The sequence below is a fragment of the Collinsella aerofaciens genome, from assembly GCF_028209395.1.
Taxonomy (GTDB): Bacteria; Actinomycetota; Coriobacteriia; order Coriobacteriales; family Coriobacteriaceae; genus Collinsella; species Collinsella aerofaciens_AZ.
This window is the reverse complement of the sequence record NZ_JAQLDQ010000005.1, coordinates 42,341-62,040: the sequence shown is the minus strand read 5'-3', so window position 1 is coordinate 62,040 and position 19,700 is coordinate 42,341. Positions and strand designations below refer to the sequence as shown.

Here is a 19,700-nt window from a genome sequence, read left to right as displayed (position 1 = left end):
TTCTAATTGACACGTTTTCCATTGTGACCGAAGGGTGTCTGGGCGTGAAGGGCAAACTTGGAGGGCGCATACCTTCCATCCATCATGCGCTCGATAAGGCCCTCGAGTTCAAGCGAACCCAAGAGTTTGAGTACGCCGACAGCATCGAGCGAGACGAGCGCCGCGATGTCGTCGACCTTGAGCGGAGAGGCGATGAGCGCATGCATCACGGTCTGCTGCGTTGGATCCAGGTCGGCAATGCCGGGAGCATCGGGGCGCGAGTAGCGCAGGGTTCCGTAGATGCGTGAGATAGCCATCTCGATAGATTCCTCGTCGACAATGCAGCAGGCACCGTTCGCAATGAGGTAATTCGTGCCACGCGACTCGGGCGATAGGATCGACCCCGGCACGGCAAGAAGTTCGCGCCCCAAATCCATCGCAGCCTCGGCTGTAGAAAACGTCCCGGAAGGCATACCCGCCTCGGATACAAAGAGGGCTTGCGACAGGGCCGCGATCACGCGATTGCGGCGCGGAAAGGCAAACTTGCGCGGACCCATGCCCCACGGAGAGATCGACACGACCGCGCCACCCGTATCGAGCGTGCGCGTAATAAGCCCGGCGCTCGAACGCGGATAGACCACGTCGGCACCCGTCCCCAGCACCACGACGTGTTTGCCGCCGGCGTTGACCGCAGCCCAACCCGAGGCCTGGTCACAACCGACCGCGCCGCCCGAAACTACCGTCACGCCCGCCTCGACCGCCACCTTTGCCGCAAGCTCTGCCACGGCAAGACCATACGGCGAGGCCTTGCGCGCGCCGATGATGGAGAGCGCGGGCGACGAAAGCACCTCGGGGTTGCCGCGCACATAAAGCGTCTGGGGTACATCAGAAAGCTCCAAAACGGTCTCGGGATACAATGCATCACCTGGGTGCAGCTCGAAGGTCCCCTCGGCCATCATTGGTCCCTCCTTCCCTGGTACATCGCCGCCTCGAGCACGTGGTCCTGCGTCACTTGCTCGCTCTCGGCGACATCTGCGATCGTGCGCGCAATGCGAACCAGGCGCACGATGCCACGCCCTGTGAGATGCGTGCGCTTCGACAGGCCGAGCACACACTTCTCCGCCGCATCATCGAGCTCAAAGGTCGAAACGACGCCGTCAATGGACCGTGTCTCGTCATCCTCGGCCTCGGCATCCGCATCGTCCATGCGGGATTCGCGCCAAGCGCGAAAGGCGCGACCGCGCACAACGTAGTCACGTAACTCGGCAGACGACATGCCCTCCGCACCCTCGATAATCACTTGGGGGTCGGGACGGGTCACATCGATCATCATGTCGATACGGTCGGCCAAAGGACCGCGCAGTTTAGACCGATAGCGCTCGACCATCGCCGCCGAGCAGCGACACGGCACCTCGCGATCGCCCAAAAAGCCGCAAGGGCAGGGATTGCTCGCAGCCAGTAGCTGAAAGCGCGACGGGAAGGTAAAGGCCCCGTCGACGCGCACGATCCTGACGTAGCCGCGCTCGATGGGCTGACGCAGCGTCTGCAGCACACCCGTGGGAAACTCGGCAAGCTCGTCCAAAAAGAGCACGCCGCCATGAGCCAGGCTGATCTCACCCGGATGCACCGGGCGCCCGCCGCCAATGAGGCCCGCCGTTGAAATGCTGTGATGGGGGCTTCGAAACGGCCGATGACCTGCCAACAAGCCATCAATGTTCTCACCCAAAACCGAATGGATGCACAGCGCCTCCTGTTGATCCTCAACGGAAAGCTCAGGCAGGATGCCGGTCATACGGCGCGCAAGCATCGTCTTGCCCGATCCCGGGGACCCAATCATGAGCAAGCCGAGTTCTCCTGCCGCCGCAAGCGCCATGCCGCGTTTAGCGACTTCCTGCCCAAGCACGTCGGCATAGTCGAGCTCAGGCTCAAAGGTCGCCTCGACGCCCTCGGAATCCAAGTAGTGCCGCGCGGCATCGCCCATACCATGAGCAAGCTGAGACAAATGATCGATGAATCCACAATCCACGCCCGCGAGTGGCACATGCTGGTCTGACCTGCCGGCGATAAAGGACAGCCCCAAATCACGAGCCAATAGCTGGAACGCCACCTCGCCCTTAACGGGAAGCACCGTACCGTCCAAGCCGAGCTCACCAGCGATAAGACAACGATCGAGGTTGTCGCGGGGAATCTGCCCGTCGGCTGCAAGCACCGCAATGGCGATGGGCAGATCAAAGCCGCTACCGGTCTTGCGGATATCGCCGGGTGCCAGGTTAACGGTAATGCCCGAGCGCGGGATCTCGAACCCGGCGGAGCGCATCGCGCAGCGAATACGACCGCGTGACTCCATCACCTCCATACTCGGAATGCCGAGCATCTGGATGCCCGGAACGCCACCGGCAAGCGAGACCTCGACCGTGACGTGAATCGCCTCGACGCCGCGGATGCAGGCCGCGTGAACGGCAAACGTCTCGAACGCCATCACGACACCTGCCAATCGAACGCGTTGTACTGATGCTCGATCTCGGCGATATGCCCGCCGCGGATGGTGACACCCACAGCATCGAAGCGAATCGCCTTGAGCGGATAATGCTCCATGAGATAGCAACTTGCGATGCGGCGGTAGCGGCGTTGCTTTTGGGCGTCCACGGCCTCCTCGGGAAAGACCCGCGTGGTGCAATCCAGCGAAACGCGTCTGGTCTTGACCTCGGCCATCACCACGACATCGTCGAGCTCATCGAGCAGCACCAGATCGGCCTCGCCCTCGGTGCAACGATAGCCCTGCTCCAGCAAGGTGTAGCCGCGCTCGTTAAAGTAGTCGATGGTGATCAGCTCGCCCAGCATGCCTAGCTCGCGGGGACTGAGTCCCTTGATAAACTCGGGCGTCATCGCCCCGGAGTCGAGCTCGCCGTTTTCCCAACGCTCCTTGAGCTGCTGCGTCTTGCTCTTTTTGCTTGCGGCACTCATGGGGTCTCCTTTCCCGCACACTGCATTGCCCCGATGATGAGGGCACCTTTCATGCGGGTAAGTACCGGAAGCAAACCAAAAGCTGACCAAATGCCGTCAAAAAACGGGCCGTACGCAACAATGGTGTTGCATACGGCCCGCTACCAGCAGGTTTATAAAACCCCAGAGGTCCATGTCTCCACAATTGGCCTAGAAAAGGCGCTCAGTCTGCAGAAAGTTTCCGCAAAAGCTCACGCGGTGCAGCGGACAAAGTCCATGTTTGCGAATGGCCTCGATGTGCTCGGGGCTCGCATAGCCCTTCGACTCGGCCAGATGGTACTCGGGATACTCGGCGTCGTACTCGACCATCATCTCGTCACGCGTGACCTTGGCCATGATGGACGCCGCGGCGATGCAGGCGATCTTGGCATCGCCCTTCACCACATCGCGCTCGTTAGGAACGGCGCCCAAGGGGTTGCCATCCATAAGCACGCAATCGGGCTCGAGCCCCGTATCGGCCACGGCGCCCGCAACGGCGGTACGGATAGCACGGGCCATGCCCATCTCATCGATATCCTTCGGTGCGATATGACAAAAACCGATCGCCTTCGCCACCTCGGCAATCTTCACAGAGAGCAACTCGCGGCGCGCCGGCGTGAGCTTTTTGGAATCGTTGATGCCCCAGACGCGCGGCTCCATAGGAAGGCAGACAGCGCATACCGTCAAAGGACCGGCCACCGATCCGCGACCCACCTCGTCGACACCAACGACCACTCCATCGCCGCCAAGCTCATGCATAAGCTCGTACATGTCATTGACGCGCTCGCGCTCGGCAAGCTCTTTGGCATGGCGTTTGAGGGCGCGTTCGCAAGCCTTGATCACCTGCTGGCGCGGGTCCTCGCGATAATGCTCCACGAGGGCGGGAATCTCCTCAAACGTGGCGCTCGCCAACTCACCGGCAACCTGCGATGCCGAAACCGAGCTCGTCATGTTGGCCATACCAGGCCCTCCTTGCATGCAAATCAAATAAAAAGAAGGGCCACCCGAAGGTGGCCCTTGTGTCCAAACGAGTGGACAGACGCTGCGATCTTCTTAGCGCTTCTCGGGGATGCGAGCAGCCTTGCCCACCTTGTCGCGGAGGTAGTACAGCTTGGCGCGACGGACGCGACCATGACGAACGACCTCGAGCTTGGCGATCTTGGGGCTGTGAAGCGGGAAGGTACGCTCAACACCGACACCGAAGGACATCTTGCGGACGGTGAAGGTCTCGCGGGCACCGGCGCCGGCCATGCGGATGACGTCGCCCTGGAAGACCTGGATGCGCTCGCGGTCGCCTTCCTTAATGCGGTAGTGAACCTTGACGTTGTCGGCGACGCGAACCTGAGGAATGTCCTCGCGGATCTGCTGACGCTCGATTGCGCGGATGTAATCCATGTGCAATTCCTTACTCTTCTAGAGGTGCCGTACCACCTTGGCCGGCACGTAGTTGAACAAACGTATTCGAGTATACACGCGCGGGTTTATGCTGCAAGAACAATTTTTTACGCAGACAAAAAGACAAAACCCGCACATGATAACCGCCCGCCTCACGAATGAGGCAGGCGGCATGAAGGGGGCTACGCTAGGCGTCTATACCCAAAACATTAGGCGGAGCGCTTCGCCTCGAGCTTGGCCTGGGCGGCAGCCAGGCGTGCGAGGGGTACGCGGTAGGGCGAGCAAGACACATAGTCCACATCGGCCACGTTGAACAGGCCCTTGATGGACTTGGGGTCGCCGCCGTGCTCACCGCACACGCCAAAGTGCATGTCGGGGTTGGTGTCGCGGCCCTTCTCGACAGCCATGCGCACCAGCTCGAGTACTGCCGTATCGATGGTCTCGAAGGGGTTGTCCTTCAAGATCTTCTTGTGCATGTACAGCGGGATGAACTTGGCCTCGGCATCGTCGCGAGAGAAGCCGAAGGTCGTCTGCGTGAGGTCGTTGGTGCCAAAGCAGAAGAAGTCGGCATGATGGGCGATCTCGTCGGCGACCATGCAGGCGCGTGGCAGCTCGAGCATCGTGCCCACGGGAATATTGAGCTCGACGCCCTCCTCAGCGGAAACCTCGGCGATCACGTGCTCGATGACCTCGCGGGTCTGGACATGCTCGGCCGTAATGGAAACGAGCGGGACCATAATCTCGGGGCGCGGGTCGACGCCCTCCTTGATAAGGCGGGCGGCAGCCGTGGCGACGGCGCGGACCTGCATGAGCGGCAGATCGCTAAAGACGACGGACAGGCGCACGCCGCGCAGACCGAGCATCGGGTTGGACTCGACCATGCCGTCGATACGACGCAGGCGGGCGCGCAGGACGGCAAGCTCTTCCTCGCTGGCGCCAGCGGCTTCCTTCTTGGTGATGGCGACCTCGAGCTCGCGAGGATTATCCAGGAACTCATGAAGCGGCGGATCGAGCAGACGAACGACCACATCGCGACCGGACATGGTCTTGAACATCGCCAGGAAGTCCTCGGTCTGAACCTTAAGCAGGTCGGACAGGGCCTGCTGCTTCACCGCCTCATCGTCAGACAGGATAAAGCTCTGGATGATGTTCTTGCGGTCGCCCAGGAACATGTGCTCGGTGCGGCACAGGCCGATGGCCTCAGCGCCAAACTCGAGGGCGAGCGCGGCATCCTCGGGGTTGTCGGCGTTGACGCGCACATGGTTGGCGTGGCCACAGGTCTCGTCCAGACGAATCTCGTCGGCCCAGGACAGGATGGTGTCCAGGTCGCCGGTGAGCTCGGCCGAAACCAGATCGACGGCGCCGTCGACGACGATACCCTGGGTGCCGTCGATGGAGATGACATCGCCCTCGTGCAGCACGCAATCGCTGCCTTCGATGCGTACGACCTTCTCAGCCGCGTCAATGTGGAAGCGCTCGACGCCGCAGACGCAGGGCGTGCCCATGCCGCGGGCGATAACGGCGGCATGGCTCGTCTTGCCACCGTGGCTGGTCAGGATACCCTCGGCGGCAACCATGCCCTTCAGGTCATCGGGGTTGGTCTCCCAGCGAACCAGGATAACCTTGTGACCCTCGTTGGCGCGCGCGACGGCGTCATCGCTCGAGAACACGACCTCGCCCACGGCGGCACCAGGGCTGGCGTTTAGACCGCTGGCCAAGGCCTCGTACTTTTTGGAGGTATCGAACTGCGGGTGCAGGAGCTGGTCGAGCTGCGCGGGATCGATGCGGTTTACGGCCTCCTCGCGGGTGATCAGTCCTTCCTCGACCATTTCGATAGCGATGCGCAGAGCGGCGGTTGCGGTACGCTTGCCCACGCGGGTCTGGAGCATCCAGAGCTTGCCCTGCTCGATGGTGAACTCGATATCGCACATATCGCGGTAATGATCCTCGAGCGTCAGGAACACGCGCTCGAGCTCCTCACCTGCGGACTCGAGGCCCGGGGTGGTCTTGAGGTCGGCGATGGGCTCGGTATTGCGGATGCCGGCGACGACATCCTCGCCCTGGGCGTTGACCAGAAAGTCGCCGTAGAACTCCTTAGTGCCGTCGGCCGGGTTGCGCGTAAAGGCGACGCCGGTCGCGGAGGTCTCACCCTTGTTGCCAAAAGCCATAGCCTGGACGTTGACGGCAGTACCGAGCTCGTCGGAGATGCCGTGCTGTTTGCGGTAGATGCAGGCGCGCTCGTTCATCCAGCTGCCAAAGACGGCCTGGATTGCAAGGCATAGCTGAAGCTCCGGATCGTGCGGGAAAACGGGCTTGCCATCGGCGACCTCGAGCTCGGGATACAGGGAGGCATCGACGTTCTCGGAGAAGATGCCCTTAAAGGTCTCGACGAGTTCCTGCAGGTCCTCGGCCGAAAGCTCGGAATCGACGCGAACGCCGGCGACCAGACGGGCCTGGGTCAGGGCGTTCTCGAACAGGTCGGCGTCAACGCCCATGACGACATTGGAAAACATCTGGATAAAGCGGCGATAGCTATCCCAGGCAAAACGCGGGTTCTGCGTCTGCGCGATGAGGCCCTGGACGGAATCGTCATTGAGGCCCAAGTTGAGGACCGTGTCCATCATACCGGGCATGGAGAACGGAGCGCCCGAACGAACCGACACGAGCAGCGGATCGGAGGCGTCGCCGAGCTTCTTGCCACAGCGGGCCTCGAGGTCTGCCTCGGCGGCAACGATTTCATCGAGTGCGCCATCAGGCCACACGTTGCCGGCACCGGAGTACTCGACACAGGTCTGGCAGGTAATGGTAAAGCCGCCGGGAACCGGCAGGCCGATACGGCTCATCTCGGCAAGGTTTGCGCCCTTGCCGCCAAGCACGAAGTTCATGGACTTGTCGCCCTCAGTCACGCAAGTGCCCTGGGCGTCGGTACCAAAACGGTAAACCCTCTTGCAATCGCTCACGATACTTCCCCTTCCATGCGCTCTCGCGCACGACCGTGGTAACGAATCGACCCGCCGGATGCGGGCCGTGAGGGTACTATACGGCGGGCATTGAGCGGGCTTGCGTAGAGGGCGCGGGGTTTGGTAAACGTGGTAAATGTGACGGTAAACGGTAGGTAAAGGTGGTTACATTATGAAGATACCAATGCAAGAGAATTGCAGGTCAAATGCAGGTTCTTTGCTAAATCGCTTTACCAATATCGTGCATTATTTTTAGGTAGTCTTTTTGAGACGGTGCATTTTTAGCTACCGAAATGAGTTAACTTTGCTGGGCTCGGCGGGCGGTTCGGCGGGCACGGGCTTCTTGGATTTCCTCCAAGTGGCTAATGATCTCGGCAGCGCTTTCCTCGATGGCCTTGCCGTCGGTACGCACCACAAAGCAGCCTAGGCGTTTCATGAGGGCACGAGCTTCCTCAAGCTCGCTGCGCACGCTCTCGGGCTCGGCATAGGAGCCGGCAACGGCACGAGCGTAGTCATCGCCCAAGCGGCTATCGCGAATTTCGGAAATCACATCGACGGTCGAAATCAGGCCGAACAGGCGCATCGGGTCGACCTCGTAAATCGACTTCGGCGGCTCCATGCCATGGGCCAACGGAACATTGGCAACCTTGTAGCCCTGATAAGCCAGATACATCGACAGCGGCGTCTTGGACGTGCGCGATACGCCCAGCAGCACGATATCGGCACCCGACAAATCGTCGCAACCGCGCCCGTCATCGTGCTCAACGAAATATTCCATGGCCTCGATACGATGGAAATAGCGGTCATCGGTCCTGTGAATCACGCCCGCGACGCCTTTGGGCGGCACACCGATGAGCGACGATAGCACGGCGAGCGTCGGACCGATCAGGTCGACCGAACGGATATGCAGCATGCCCAGGTAATCGAGCACGCGGGCGCGAAGCGCCGGATCGACAATGGTGTGAAACACGGCAATATCGCGATGGTCGGCATCGACGCGCGGGCCCACAAACGACTCCACCTGCTCCACCGAGGTCACCTTGGGCAGGCGCAACAAACGAAAAGCCCCTTCATCAAATTGCCCGGACGCCGCAAGCACCACCTCACAAGCGGTATCACCGAGCGAGTCGGAGATAACGATAACGGTGGGACGAGCGGTGACCGGGCAATCCATGCGGGGCTCCTTTTGCGCTTACGCGCAGGCTGGCTTACTTTTTGCGGGCAAGCTCACCGATGTTGGCGATGCCGGAGAAAACGGCCTCGAAGCGGTTGAGCAGCTTAAGGCGATTATCGCGAAGCTGCTCGTCCTTGTCCATGACCATGACCTCGTCGAAGAAGCGGTCGATGGGGGCGCGCAGGGCGGCAAGGGCGGCAAATGCGGCCGGGTAATCCTCGGCAGCAAGGGCGGCGTCGACAGCGGTCTGAGCAGCCTCGGAGGCGTCGGCAAGCGCGAGCTCGGCCTCGCCCATCAGGGCGCGGTCGTACTCCGCACCCAGCTCGGGCTTGGAGATGTGCGCGGCGCGGGCATAGGCGGTAGCCAGGTTGTCAAAGGTCTCGGCATCGTTCTTGCGAGCCTCGTCGAGGGCGGCGCAGCGGGCGAAGAAGACGGACGGGGCGATGATGTGCACCGCGGAGACGGCGGCAACGGTATCGGCCGGGATCTTTTCGTCACGGGCCATGCTCACCAGGCGGCCATGGAAGAAGTCGCGAACCTGCTGGGCGACCTCGGCGGCGTCGAACTCAATGCCCTGCTCACTGTAGAGCTCAAGGGCGAAGTCGATCAGCGACGTGGGGTCAATCGGCAGGCGATCGCGCAGGATGTTGATGATGCCGATAGCGGCACGACGCAGCGCGTAGGGGTCCGAAGAGCCGGTCGGGGGCTCGCCGATGGCAAAGATACCGGCGATGGTATCGAGCTTGTCGGCGCAGGCCACGATGCAGCCAGCGGTGCCCTCGGGCAGCTCGTCACCGGCAAAGCGGGGACGATAGTGATCGCGAATGGCGTGGGCGACCTCGTCGTTCTCCCCCATCGCGGTCGCGTAATAACCGCCCATCACGCCCTGCTGGCTCGTGAACTCGACGACGGCGTTGGACACCAGGTCTGCCTTGCACAGGTGTGCGGCGCGAGCAGCGTCGGCGGCAAGATGGGCGCCCAGGTGAGCCTCGCGGGCGATAGCGAGCGCGAGCTGCTCGATGCGCTCGGACTTGGCGAGCACGCTACCGAGCTTCTCCTGGAAGGCAACCTTGGCCAGACGCTCACGGAACTCGTCGAGGGAGATCTTCAGGTCCTCCTCGTAGAAGAACTTAGCGTCGTCCAGACGGGCGCGCACGACGCGCTCGTTGCCGTCGATCACGCGCTCGGCGTTCTCGGGCTTGCTGTTGGAGACGACCACGAACTCACGCGTGAGCTTACTCTCGCCGTCATAGATCGGGAAGTAGCGCTGATTGGTGAGCATGGACTCGCAGATGATCTCGTGCGGGACCTTGAGGAACTCCTCGTCGAAGGTACCGACGAGCACCGTCGGCCACTCGCAGAGGTTGATGACCTCTTCGAAGACCTTCTTGGGCGTATCAACATGGCAGCCGGGACGGGCAGCCTCGACCTCGGCGATACCGGCAAGGATGGCCTCACGACGACGCTCAGCAGAGAGCACGCCGGCGTCCTCGAGCACCTGCTCGTAGACGGCGGGGCTGGCGACAACGTGGTCACCAGGGCCAAGTACGCGATGACCACGCGTGGTGTTGCCACTCGTCACGTCGGCAAACGACACGGGCACAACATCCTCGCCCAAAAGACAGCAGATCCAGCGGACCGGACGAACAAAGGTCGCATGCTCGTGACCCCAGCGCTGGCTGCGGTAGTTGGGCCACTGCAGGCCGGCGATGGTCTTCTCGCACAGAGCGGTCAGAATCGGCGTAGCCGGTGCGGAGGGAATGTTCTTCTCAGCGAACACATACTCGCGACCGTCAGTGTCCTCGCGACGAACCAGGTCCTCGGCAGCCACACCGCACTTGCGGGCGAAGCCCTGGGCGGCCTTGGTGGCGTTACCATCGGCATCGAAGGCGATGTTGGCCGCGGGGCCGCGCTTGACCTCGTGAACCTCGTCGGTCGCGGTGGCGACGTCGGCAACGAGCGCAGCCAGGCGGCGCGGGCTCGAGATCACACGGACCTCGCCGTGGGCCAGACCGGCCTCGTCGAGACCCTTGGCGATCATGGTGCCAAGCTGCTTGACGGCATTGTTCAGCGGTGCGGAGGGCATTTCTTCCGTACCGATCTCAAACAGGAAATCCTTAGCGTCTGCCATGGCTTACGCCACCTCGCCTTCCTGATCGGCATTCTCGTTGACTCCGGCGACCTCGGCCATGTAGGCCTCGCAGCACGCCTTGGCGACGGCGCGGACGCGCAGGATGTAGTTGGCACGCTCGACCGCGGACAGGGCGCCGCGAGCATCGAGCAGGTTGAAAGCGTGGCTGCACTTCATGACGCAGTCATATGCCGGCAGCGGCAGCTTGCGCTCCAGGCAGGAATGGCACTCGGCCTCGTAGTCGTCAAACTTCTGACGCATCATCTCGACGTTTGCGACCTCAAAGTTATAGGCACTGAACTCGCGCTCGTTCTCGAGGAACACGTCGCCATAGGTCATGGGCGTGCCGTCGGGCAGGTAGCTCCACACCAAGTCGTAGACCGAGTTAACGCCCTGCGCATACATGGCAATGCGCTCTAGGCCATAGGTGATCTCGACGGGCACGGGGTCGACCTCGATGCCGCCTACCTGCTGGAAGTACGTAAACTGCGTGACCTCCATGCCGTTGAGCCAGACCTCCCAGCCAAGGCCCCAGGCGCCGAGCGTCGGGCTCTCCCAGTCGTCCTCGACAAAGCGGACGTCATGGTCGTTGGGGTCCAGACCGATAGCGGCAAGAGACCCCAGGTAAAGCTCCTGGGCGTTGACCGGTGAGGGCTTGATGAGCACCTGGAACTGATAGTAGTGCTGCATGCGGTTGGGGTTCTCGCCGTAGCGGCCGTCGGCGGGACGGCGGCAAGGCTGCGCATAGCAGGTGCGCCACTCGGCGGGACCGAGCGAGCGCAGCGTGGTCGCGGTATGGAAGGTACCGGCACCGACCTCGGAGTCATAGGGCTGCATAATGACGCAGCCCTGCTCGCCCCAGTACTGCTGGAGGCGCAGGATGATGTCTTGGAAGGAAAGCGATGAAGCGTTCATGCCTCTAATATCCCCTCGTCGAAACGATTACACGGTTAGGTACTGTACTATAGCGGTTTTTAGTCGATAGCGCCGATGCGGTTGAGCGGCCAGTAGCGAACGAGTGCCACAGCGATCAAATCAGAGCGATCGACGGGACCAAAGTAGCGTGAGTCGGCAGAGTTTTCGCGGTTGTCGCCCATCACCCACACGCACCCGTCGGGAACGGTGTAGGGATAGCTTACCTGAGTGCCGGGTGCTTGGACCGAAAGTGGCCAGCTCATGCCCGTCGTATAGTCCTCGTCGAGCGCTTGGCCGTCAACGACCACCTTGCCATCCTGCAGGTCGACCGTCTGGCCGGCCGTGGCAATAACACGCTTGACAAGAACATCATGCTCGGAGGTGCCATCGGGGTTGTGAAACACCACGATATCGCCCTGCTTGACGGGCTGACCGAGCTCGAGGCTCACCTTTTGTGCCAGGATCTGGTCGCCAATCTCGATCGTGTCCTCCATAGAGCCGGTGGGCACCACAAAGGGCTCGACCACAAAGGTGCGGATCAGGAAGGTGGCCACGAGCGCGATCGCGATGACCGCGATCCACTCAAAAGCGCCCCTCAACGCGGAATGTTGCGTAGGAACCATACTCACTCCTCGCTCTGCGAATACGAAGCGTCAAGGATCTCCTGCGCGTAAGCGCGCTCCTCGGGCGTGAGCCGCGCCGTCTCGATCAGATCGGGACGCCAGCGGCAGGTGCGCTCGATGGCGTTCTTGCGACGCCAGGCATCGACCTTGGCGTGATCGCCGCTCACGAGCACCGGAGGCACGCCCTCGCCGTTGAACTCGGCAGGACGGGTGTACTGCGCGTACTCGAGCAGGCCTCCATCCTCGGCGGTCGAGAACGACTCGTCCACGTTGCTCATCTCGTCGCCCAGGGCGCCGGGAATCAGGCGTACGACGGCATCGGCAACGACCATAGCGGGAAGCTCGCCGCCCGTGAGCACGTAGTCGCCGATCGACAGACGCTCATCGGCATACGCATACGCGCGCTCGTCGACGCCCTCGTAGCGACTGCACACAAACAGCAGGCGCTCACTTTTGAGCAGGCGCTCGGCCACACGCTGCGTAAAAGGCTCGCCACAGGGGGTAAAGAACACCACAGTGGGCTTGGGACCCTCTGCGCTAATGGCCTCGATGGCCTCTGCGATAGGCTCGACCTTCATGAGCATGCCCTGCCCGCCGCCGTACGGCTCGTCATCGACAGTACGATGGCGGTCGTGCGTCCAGTCGCGCAGGTTATACGCCTTAAAATCAAAAAGGCCGGCCTTGCGGGCGCGGCCCAAGATCGATGTGGACATGACGGGCTCAAACATCTCGGGAAAGACCGAAAGGGTCTCGATCAGCATGTTGTCCTCCCTACTTGTCCATATCGATCAGGCCGTCCATAACGTGGACGGAAATTGTTCCTGTGTCGGGAAGATCGAGCACGACCTGCTCGATCACGGGAATCAGTACCTCGCCGTACCGATCACCCTCGACAACCCAAACATCGTTGGCGGGCGTCGACATGATCTCGACGATCGTACCGAGCGAACCGAAGCGCTCGTCGACCACCTCGCGACCCATCAGGTCGGTATAGGCAGTGTCGAGCGAATCGAGCTCAAAATCGTCACGATTTGCCAGCACGTAGCATCCCGTGATGCCCTCGGCGGCCGTCAAGTCGTCAATGCCCTCAAACGAGACCAGATCGCCATCGCCCGTATCGGTGACGGACACGACCGTGCAAAAGCGGTCGCGCTTGAGCGCCGGCGGCGTCAGGGCGACGCGCATACCAGGCTCTAATACAGAAGGAAGCCCCCGCAGCGGCTGCGCGAGGACCTCCCCCTTCCTTCCGTGCGGCTTGACAACACGGGCGATGTTTTTGTACTGGGACCTCAAGGTCCTAGCCCAGAACCTCTACCTCGACAGCAGTGTCGAGGCGAGCGGCCAGTGCACGGGCGAGCGTGCGAATGGCCTTGATGGTACGGCCACGACGGCCGATGACCTTAGCGACGTCATCCTCGGCGACCGAAACCTCAATCGTAGAGGCGTCGTCACCATCGATGACCTCAAGGCTCACGGAATCCGGGTCGTCGACGATCTGAACAACGAGATATTCGACGAGATCGGCGATGCGATCTGAGAGCATTGCCTCACCCTCGAGCTGTGCAGCGTCAACCTCAGGCACGATTTACTCCTCGGCGCCCTCAGCGGCCTCAGCGGCAGCCTTAGCGGCCTCGGCCTCTTTGGCGAGCTGCTTCTTGGACTTCTTGACGACGGTCTCGGTCTTCTCGCCCTCGTTGGCGGCCTTGACCAGAGCGGCGACGGCGTCGGTGAGCTGAGCGCCCTTGGACTGCCAGTCGGCGATCTTCTCGAGGTCGAGGTTGATGGTCTTGGGGGCGGTCATCGGGTTGTAGCGGCCAACCTCCTCGATGATACGACCGTCACGCGGGGCGCGGGAATCGGCGACGACGACACGGTAGTACGGACGCTTCTTAGCGCCGTGACGAGCAAGGCGAATCTTGACTGCCAAAGGAAACTCCTCCAACCAAGCAGCTTTAGGCTGCAACTACAAACAAACAGCTGAACATAATACGCCATCGACGCGGGCAGGTGAAGTCCGTGAGACCAACTTCTTCGGTGTAGTCGAGGGCAAATCCATATCTTAGACAAGAATTCAGGATTTGCAAGCACATACACGCACCCCACATGAGCTGCGCGGTATACTCATGACATGGAAAGACGCGAACATACATACGGTTATGAGGATGCCATGGGCGTCACGCCGCCGCCCTGGACGGGTCCGGCGGTGGGCCTGATGGACCTTGATGCGTTTTTTGCGAGCGTGGAGATGCTCGATCATCCCGAATGGCGCGGAAAGCCGCTCATCGTGGGCGGAGACGCCGATTCGCGTGGCGTCGTGTCCACGTGTTCGTATGAGGCACGTCGCTTTGGCGTGCACTCTGCCATGGCCTCGGCCGAGGCGCGGCGCTTGTGCCCGCAAGCCATTTGGACGCATGGGCATTTTAATCGCTACCGCGAGGTCAGCGCGCAGGTCATGGCGATTCTCGCCGACGAGACCCCGCGCGTTGAGCGCGTATCCATCGACGAAGCCTTTATCGATATCACACCGGGTCGCTTTGCGCCCGAAGACCCGCTGCTGGTTGCGCGGCGTATAAGCGACCGCGTGGCAGGGCTGGGAGTGACCTGCTCCATTGGCGTGGGCTGCAACAAGACGGTCGCAAAGATCGCAAGCGAGCGGGATAAGCCGTTTGGGCTGACCATCGTGCGCCCCGGAACCGAGCAGCGCTTTTTGGCCGCGCTGCCGGTATCTGCCATGAGCGGCATCGGGCGCTCGGCCGAGGAGCGACTGCGCCGCATGCGCATCTACACCCTCGGCGAGCTATCACGTGCACCGGAATCCACCTTGTCCTCTATTTTTGGCGTCAACGGCGAACGCATGCGCCAGCGTGCGCTGGGACTCGAAATCTCTGAAGTCACGAGTCTCGATGAAGAGCGCGAGGTCAAGTCGGTCAGCAATGAACGCACCTTTGCGAAAGATTTGACTGAGCGTGGGGATATTGAGGCGGCGATTGCGCTGCTGGGCGAGTCAGTGGGACGCCGCCTGCGCCGTCAGGGACTAACGGGCGCCACGGTGACGCTCAAGCTCAAGTATTCGTATGGAAACGGTCGCTCGGCACAGCGCCGGCTGCCTCATCCGACCGACGATGAGAACATCTTCGTGGCGGTTGCACTCGAACTGCTCGACAACATCTGGCAGGAAGGAATGCACGTGCGCTTAGCAGGCATCGGCATGAGCGACTTTGACCATCAGGGCGGCATCCAGACTGACCTGTTCTGCGAAGTCGATGACCGCGGGGCCCAATCCAGCGACCGACGCGACCTCTCCGTCGCCATCGACGCCGTCCGAGACAAATTCGGCGACACCGCCCTATCTTTCGGCCGCCAATCCCGCTTCAACGATTAACCGCCTTTAGGCAAAAAGAAAGCCGGGCAGGTGCGGAAAACCGCAACTGCCCGGCGAAATGCGCGAAGCTAGCTAAAAAGCCCCGTATCAAATGAGCTACTAGAGGAGATTGAGGGGGAGCTGGGGGGCGTCACCCCAGAGCTTTTCTAGGCGGTAGAAGTCGCGGGCTTCGGGAGTGAAGACGTGGACGACAACCGAGCCGTAGTCCATGAGCATCCAGGTCTTCTGCTCGCGGCCCTCGATGGAGAACGGATGCTCGCCGCAAGCCTCGGCAACCTTCTCCTCGATCTCGTCGACAATCGAATCGACCTGGCGGTTGTTGGTACCGGTGGCAAGCACAAAGTAGTCGCACACGTCGGAAAGCTCGGTCAGGTCGAGCACCTGCACGTCCTCGCCCTTCTTGTCGTAGGCGGCCTGCGCGGCGGCGCGGGCGACATCCTCGGCGGCGACACCGCTCGCGGACAGCGAGGCGGCGGTGCGGTCGGACGTGGCAACGAAACTCTTGTGCTCCACACCTTCAAGAATCTGCTCGTCAGTCATGGTCTCGTCGGCCATGGAATACCTCTTTCTAGACACACCCGAGCTAGCGCAGCTGGGCGTAATGGTTGTAAATCGTAATAGCCGTGGGATAAAGATAGCGCCCGGACTGGATCACATAGACCAGACCCTGCGCAAAACAGGAGAAGAACAACTCATCGAGCGAGAACTTCCCCACCATCTTGCGCAGCGCATGGGCATAGTCGCCGTGACGGTTGGGCTCGATGGCATCTGCCACAAAGACCACCATATCGAGCGGCGTCATGTCGCAGGCACCCACGGTGTGACGGTCGACAGCCTGGAAAACGGCCGGTGACAGCTCGGGAAAAAGCTGCGGAAGCTCATAGGCGGCAACAGGGCCATGCAAAAGCGGCGTCGCGGCGGAAGGAGAGCCGGCAACCTTGATGCCATAGTGAAGCGCGCGGGCCACGAGCTCGTCATCGGAAAGAACCTTGTCCCAGTCGTGAATTAAGCCGGCGGCAGCCGCATCAAAGCGGTCAACGCCGTAGACCTCGGCCAGATGAAGTGCGGTCTCGGCAACACCCAGCGAATGCACATAGCGCTTGCGCTTATCTTTCATGCGAACATCGAGCAGCTCTTGAATGCGCTTGAGCAGCGCGCGCTCATCGCCCTCAAACTGATCCTCTACCGACAACGTAGCCCCCATCACTCAAAATCTTCTTGGCCCAAATCGGCATATAGCCTGCGCTTGCGAATGTAGCCGAGCACGGACTCGCTCGTAAGATAGCGCACGCTCATGCCGCGGGCAACTCGCTTACGAATGTTCGTCGAGCTGATCGCCAGCGCCGGAATCTGAATATAGCGCACGTCGAACGGCAGCCCCGACTCTTTGATTCGGGCACGCGCCGTATCGATATCAAAGCCCGGTCGCGTCGCCGCAATAAAGGTAGCAAGCTCAGCGATTCGTTCGGCATCATGCCAGGTCACAATATCGATAATCGCATCGGCGCCCGTAATAAAGTAGAGCTTTACCTGCGGCGGGTAAAAATCGCGAAGGGCATGAAGCGTATCGGCCGTATAGGTTACACCCGGACGGTCAATCTCGAACCGGCTCGCCAAAAAGGCCGGGTTCGCGGCGGTGGCGAGGACCGTCATGGCATAACGGTCCTCGGCAGGCGTAACCGGCTTGTCAAGCTTAAAGGCGGGAGAGCCCGCCGGCATAAAGAGCACAGCGTCCAAGTCGAGCGACTCGCGCGCCTGCTCGGCAGTCACCAGGTGCCCGTAATGAATCGGGTCGAATGTGCCGCCCATAATGCCAAGCCGAAACTCCTTGCCCTCTTTTATGGGCAGCTCGGGCAAACCGATTCCACCGCGCAGCGACATGGCTTACTCGCCCTCCGAGGTCTCGGCATCGTCCGCGGCATCCGCCGCATCGACAACCTCGACGCCCTCATCCGCAGCATCGGCCACGTCAATGGCCTCAACGGCAACGTCCTCGCCAGCGTCCTCGAGCTCCTCGTACTCCGAGAAGTCCTCAGCGCCCTCAAAGTCAAAGGCACGCTGGCAAATGCGGACCTCGTCGCCCGCACGGCAACCGGCCTTCTCGAGCGCGTCGTCAACACCCATACGCGCAAACTTATGCTGCAGGTAAATGACGGCTTCCTCGTTTTCCCAGTCGGTCTGGATGACCATGCGCTCGATAGCACGACCGACCACGCGGAAGGCACCGGGCTCTTCCTGGACAATGCGGAAACGCTTCTCGCGCTGCAGACGGCGACGCTCCCACTCCTCGTCGCGCAAATCGACCGGCTCATCGGAGACCGCCAGCTCGGCGCGCAGCTTAGCCACCTGCTCGCCCACGGCAAGCATCAGCGTGTTGAGGCCGGCGCCCGTCACGGCGGACACGGCAAAGAACATATGTCCATCGTCGAGCGCGGCGCGCTTAAGGTCGGCAATCTTGTCGGCCGTGCCCGGCGCATCGCACTTGTTGGCGACGACGATCTGCGGACGCTCCGAAAGCTCGGCGCCATACTGCTCGAGCTCACGGTTGATGATGCGGTAATCCTCAACCGGGTCGCGATCCTCAAAACCGCCCGTCATGTCGACGACATGCATGATGAGCGCCGTACGCTCGATGTGGCGCAGGAACTGGTGGCCCAAGCCCTTGCCCTCGCTCGCGCCCTCGATGAGGCCGGGGACGTCGGCAACGACATAGGAGTACTCGCCGGCACGCACCATACCCAGGTTGGGCACGAGCGTGGTAAACGGATAGTCGGCGATCTTGGGTCGGGCGGCACTCATGCGCGCGATAAGCGAGGACTTGCCCACCGAGGGGAAGCCCACGAGCGCGGCATCAGCCATGAGCTTCATCTCGAGCTCAATCCAGTGCTCCTCGGCCGGCTCGCCCAGCTGGGCGAATGCGGGCGCGCGGCGCACCGACGTCACAAAGTGCGTATTGCCCAGACCGCCGGCACCGCCGGGCGCCACAACGACGCGCTCGCCATCATGCACCAAGTCGGCAATCTCGAACATCGGGGTCTGCGTCTCGGGGTCGAGCTCGCGCACCACGGTACCCATGGGAACCTTGAGAATAAGGTCCTCGCCGCTCTTACCGTTACGACGGGCACCCTGCCCGTGCGTGCCGCGCTCGGCGCGGAAGTGATGCTTAAAGCGGTAATCGATCAGCGAAGACAGCTGAGCATCGGCCTGGATGACGACATTGCCGCCACGACCGCCGTCGCCGCCATCGGGGCCGCCCTTGGGGACAAATGCCTCGCGCCTAAACGACATGCATCCGGCTCCGCCGTCGCCGCCGCACACGTTAATGCGGCTGATATCGGTGAACTGTGACAACAGAATCGCCTCCTACAAAAAGAGGGAGACCCTTGAATCCTAAAACTCAAGTGCCTCCCACATATGTGCTCTATGAAGGGTGAATTACGCGTTCGCGAGCGGGCGTACGCTGACCCTGTGCTTGATACCCTTGTGGAACTCAACGGTACCGTCGACCAGCGCGAACAGCGTGTCGTCCTTGCCACGGCCAACGTTCTCACCCGGGTGGATGTGAGTGCCGTGCTGACGGACGAGAATCGTGCCCGTGGTTACCGTCTGGCCGGCATAGCGCTTCGTGCCAAGGCGCTGACCGCGGGAGTCACGGCCATTACGGGAGGAACCGAGTCCTTTTTTGTGTGCCATTGTGTATACCTACTCTTTCGTTACGAGTGTAATCTACTCGGCGACGGGAGCCTCGGCAAAAGCCTCGGCCTCTGCCTTGACAGCCTTCTTGGCGCGGGACGTAGCCTGGACCTTCACGATCTTCAGCTTGGTGAGCTGCTGACGGTGACCCTTCAGACGACGATAGCGCTTACGCTTGTGGAACTTGAAGACCAGCTGCTTCTCGCCCTTGAACTGCTCAACGATCTGAGCGGTAACCTTGGCCTTGGCCAGCTTGTCGGGATCGGTGACGATCTTCTTACCATCGTTGAGGAAGATGACCGGCAGGGTGACCTTGTCGCCCTCATTGCCCTCGATCTTCTCGACGGTGATGACATCGTCGGTGGCGACCTTGTACTGCTTGCCGCCCGTGTTAACGATTGCGTACATGTTTACTTGCCCTTCATGCATCAGTTAGTGCAACAGCCGAATATAGTAGCAGGCGATA

General features: G+C 61.4%; 21 protein-coding genes. 1 reads left to right on the top strand and 20 read right to left on the bottom strand.

All coding sequences use genetic code 11. The features are described 5' to 3' along the window. Nucleotides 1-2: 2 nt before the first annotated feature. From PMW67_RS03825 to rpsP, 14 genes are all read right to left on the bottom strand, one after another. The gene (locus tag PMW67_RS03825) at nucleotides 3-935 is read right to left on the bottom strand and encodes a DNA-processing protein DprA (RefSeq protein WP_271738786.1); all 933 of its coding nucleotides are present in this window, start codon (nucleotides 933-935) and stop codon (nucleotides 3-5) included. After that, nucleotides 935-2,458, bottom strand: coding sequence for a YifB family Mg chelatase-like AAA ATPase (locus tag PMW67_RS03820; protein ID WP_271738785.1), 1,524 nt, complete (start codon nucleotides 2,456-2,458; stop codon nucleotides 935-937). The genes PMW67_RS03825 and PMW67_RS03820 overlap by 1 nt, the downstream gene beginning before the upstream one ends. Further along, entirely contained in the window at nucleotides 2,458-2,943 is a 486-nt protein-coding gene (locus tag PMW67_RS03815; protein ID WP_055250020.1) for a YraN family protein, read from the bottom strand. The genes PMW67_RS03820 and PMW67_RS03815 overlap by 1 nt, the downstream gene beginning before the upstream one ends. A 189-nt stretch (nucleotides 2,944-3,132) precedes the next feature. After that, the gene (locus tag PMW67_RS03810) at nucleotides 3,133-3,921 is read right to left on the bottom strand and encodes a ribonuclease HII (protein ID WP_271738784.1); all 789 of its coding nucleotides are present in this window, start codon (nucleotides 3,919-3,921) and stop codon (nucleotides 3,133-3,135) included. Nucleotides 3,922-4,014: 93 nt separating this feature from the next. Then, a complete protein-coding gene (gene rplS, locus PMW67_RS03805) occupies nucleotides 4,015-4,356 on the bottom strand; it encodes a 50S ribosomal protein L19 (protein ID WP_006236098.1) in 342 nt (113 codons plus the stop codon). Nucleotides 4,357-4,565: 209 nt separating this feature from the next. After that, a complete protein-coding gene (ppdK, locus tag PMW67_RS03800; protein ID WP_271738783.1) occupies nucleotides 4,566-7,316 on the bottom strand; it encodes a pyruvate, phosphate dikinase in 2,751 nt (916 codons plus the stop codon). 298 nt (nucleotides 7,317-7,614) lie between these two features. After that, the gene (locus tag PMW67_RS03795; RefSeq protein WP_271738782.1) at nucleotides 7,615-8,490 is read right to left on the bottom strand and encodes a pyruvate, water dikinase regulatory protein; all 876 of its coding nucleotides are present in this window, start codon (nucleotides 8,488-8,490) and stop codon (nucleotides 7,615-7,617) included. A gap of 34 nt (nucleotides 8,491-8,524) precedes the next feature. Continuing rightward, nucleotides 8,525-10,621 carry a glycine--tRNA ligase subunit beta gene (gene glyS / locus PMW67_RS03790; protein WP_271738781.1) on the bottom strand — a complete coding sequence of 699 codons (2,097 nt, stop codon included), beginning with the start codon at nucleotides 10,619-10,621 and terminating at the stop codon, nucleotides 8,525-8,527. A gap of 3 nt (nucleotides 10,622-10,624) precedes the next feature. Then, a complete protein-coding gene (locus PMW67_RS03785; RefSeq protein ID WP_006236091.1) occupies nucleotides 10,625-11,536 on the bottom strand; it encodes a glycine--tRNA ligase subunit alpha in 912 nt (303 codons plus the stop codon). Nucleotides 11,537-11,595: 59 nt separating this feature from the next. After that, nucleotides 11,596-12,159: a signal peptidase I gene (gene lepB / locus PMW67_RS03780; protein ID WP_271738780.1), complete on the bottom strand. Its 564-nt coding sequence runs from the start codon at nucleotides 12,157-12,159 to the stop codon at nucleotides 11,596-11,598. 2 nt (nucleotides 12,160-12,161) lie between these two features. Beyond that, nucleotides 12,162-12,920, bottom strand: a complete 759-nt coding sequence (gene trmD, locus PMW67_RS03775) for a tRNA (guanosine(37)-N1)-methyltransferase TrmD (protein WP_271738779.1) — start codon at nucleotides 12,918-12,920, stop codon at nucleotides 12,162-12,164. Between the two features lie 10 nt (nucleotides 12,921-12,930). Further along, nucleotides 12,931-13,452, bottom strand: a complete 522-nt coding sequence (gene rimM, locus PMW67_RS03770; RefSeq protein ID WP_271738778.1) for a ribosome maturation factor RimM — start codon at nucleotides 13,450-13,452, stop codon at nucleotides 12,931-12,933. Between the two features lie 4 nt (nucleotides 13,453-13,456). After that, complete coding sequence (locus PMW67_RS03765; protein WP_171021534.1) at nucleotides 13,457-13,702, bottom strand: KH domain-containing protein; 246 nt, start codon at nucleotides 13,700-13,702, stop codon at nucleotides 13,457-13,459. A gap of 42 nt (nucleotides 13,703-13,744) precedes the next feature. Next, complete coding sequence (rpsP, locus tag PMW67_RS03760; RefSeq protein WP_022094749.1) at nucleotides 13,745-14,086, bottom strand: 30S ribosomal protein S16; 342 nt, start codon at nucleotides 14,084-14,086, stop codon at nucleotides 13,745-13,747. 201 nt (nucleotides 14,087-14,287) lie between these two features. Here rpsP and dinB point away from each other — a divergent pair, with 201 nt between their 5' ends. Continuing rightward, the gene (dinB, locus tag PMW67_RS03755; RefSeq protein ID WP_368160167.1) at nucleotides 14,288-15,541 is read left to right on the top strand and encodes a DNA polymerase IV; all 1,254 of its coding nucleotides are present in this window, start codon (nucleotides 14,288-14,290) and stop codon (nucleotides 15,539-15,541) included. A 99-nt stretch (nucleotides 15,542-15,640) separates the two neighbouring features. Here dinB and rsfS read toward each other — a convergent pair whose 3' ends face one another. The 6 genes from rsfS to rplU form a co-directional block, all read right to left on the bottom strand. Beyond that, nucleotides 15,641-16,096, bottom strand: coding sequence for a ribosome silencing factor (gene rsfS, locus PMW67_RS03750; protein ID WP_035138582.1), 456 nt, complete (start codon nucleotides 16,094-16,096; stop codon nucleotides 15,641-15,643). Between the two features lie 28 nt (nucleotides 16,097-16,124). Continuing rightward, a complete protein-coding gene (gene yqeK, locus PMW67_RS03745) occupies nucleotides 16,125-16,658 on the bottom strand; it encodes a bis(5'-nucleosyl)-tetraphosphatase (symmetrical) YqeK (RefSeq protein ID WP_199576729.1) in 534 nt (177 codons plus the stop codon). 86 nt (nucleotides 16,659-16,744) lie between these two features. After that, nucleotides 16,745-17,422 (bottom strand): nicotinate-nucleotide adenylyltransferase, encoded by a 678-nt coding sequence (gene nadD / locus PMW67_RS03740; RefSeq protein WP_117637231.1) that lies wholly within the window; start codon nucleotides 17,420-17,422, stop codon nucleotides 16,745-16,747. 3 nt (nucleotides 17,423-17,425) lie between these two features. Further along, the gene (obgE, locus tag PMW67_RS03735; RefSeq protein ID WP_199410562.1) at nucleotides 17,426-18,892 is read right to left on the bottom strand and encodes a GTPase ObgE; all 1,467 of its coding nucleotides are present in this window, start codon (nucleotides 18,890-18,892) and stop codon (nucleotides 17,426-17,428) included. Between the two features lie 84 nt (nucleotides 18,893-18,976). Further along, a complete protein-coding gene (gene rpmA, locus PMW67_RS03730; protein WP_006236075.1) occupies nucleotides 18,977-19,234 on the bottom strand; it encodes a 50S ribosomal protein L27 in 258 nt (85 codons plus the stop codon). A 33-nt stretch (nucleotides 19,235-19,267) separates the two neighbouring features. Continuing rightward, complete coding sequence (gene rplU / locus PMW67_RS03725; protein ID WP_271738776.1) at nucleotides 19,268-19,642, bottom strand: 50S ribosomal protein L21; 375 nt, start codon at nucleotides 19,640-19,642, stop codon at nucleotides 19,268-19,270. Between the last annotated feature and the right edge of the window lie 58 nt (nucleotides 19,643-19,700).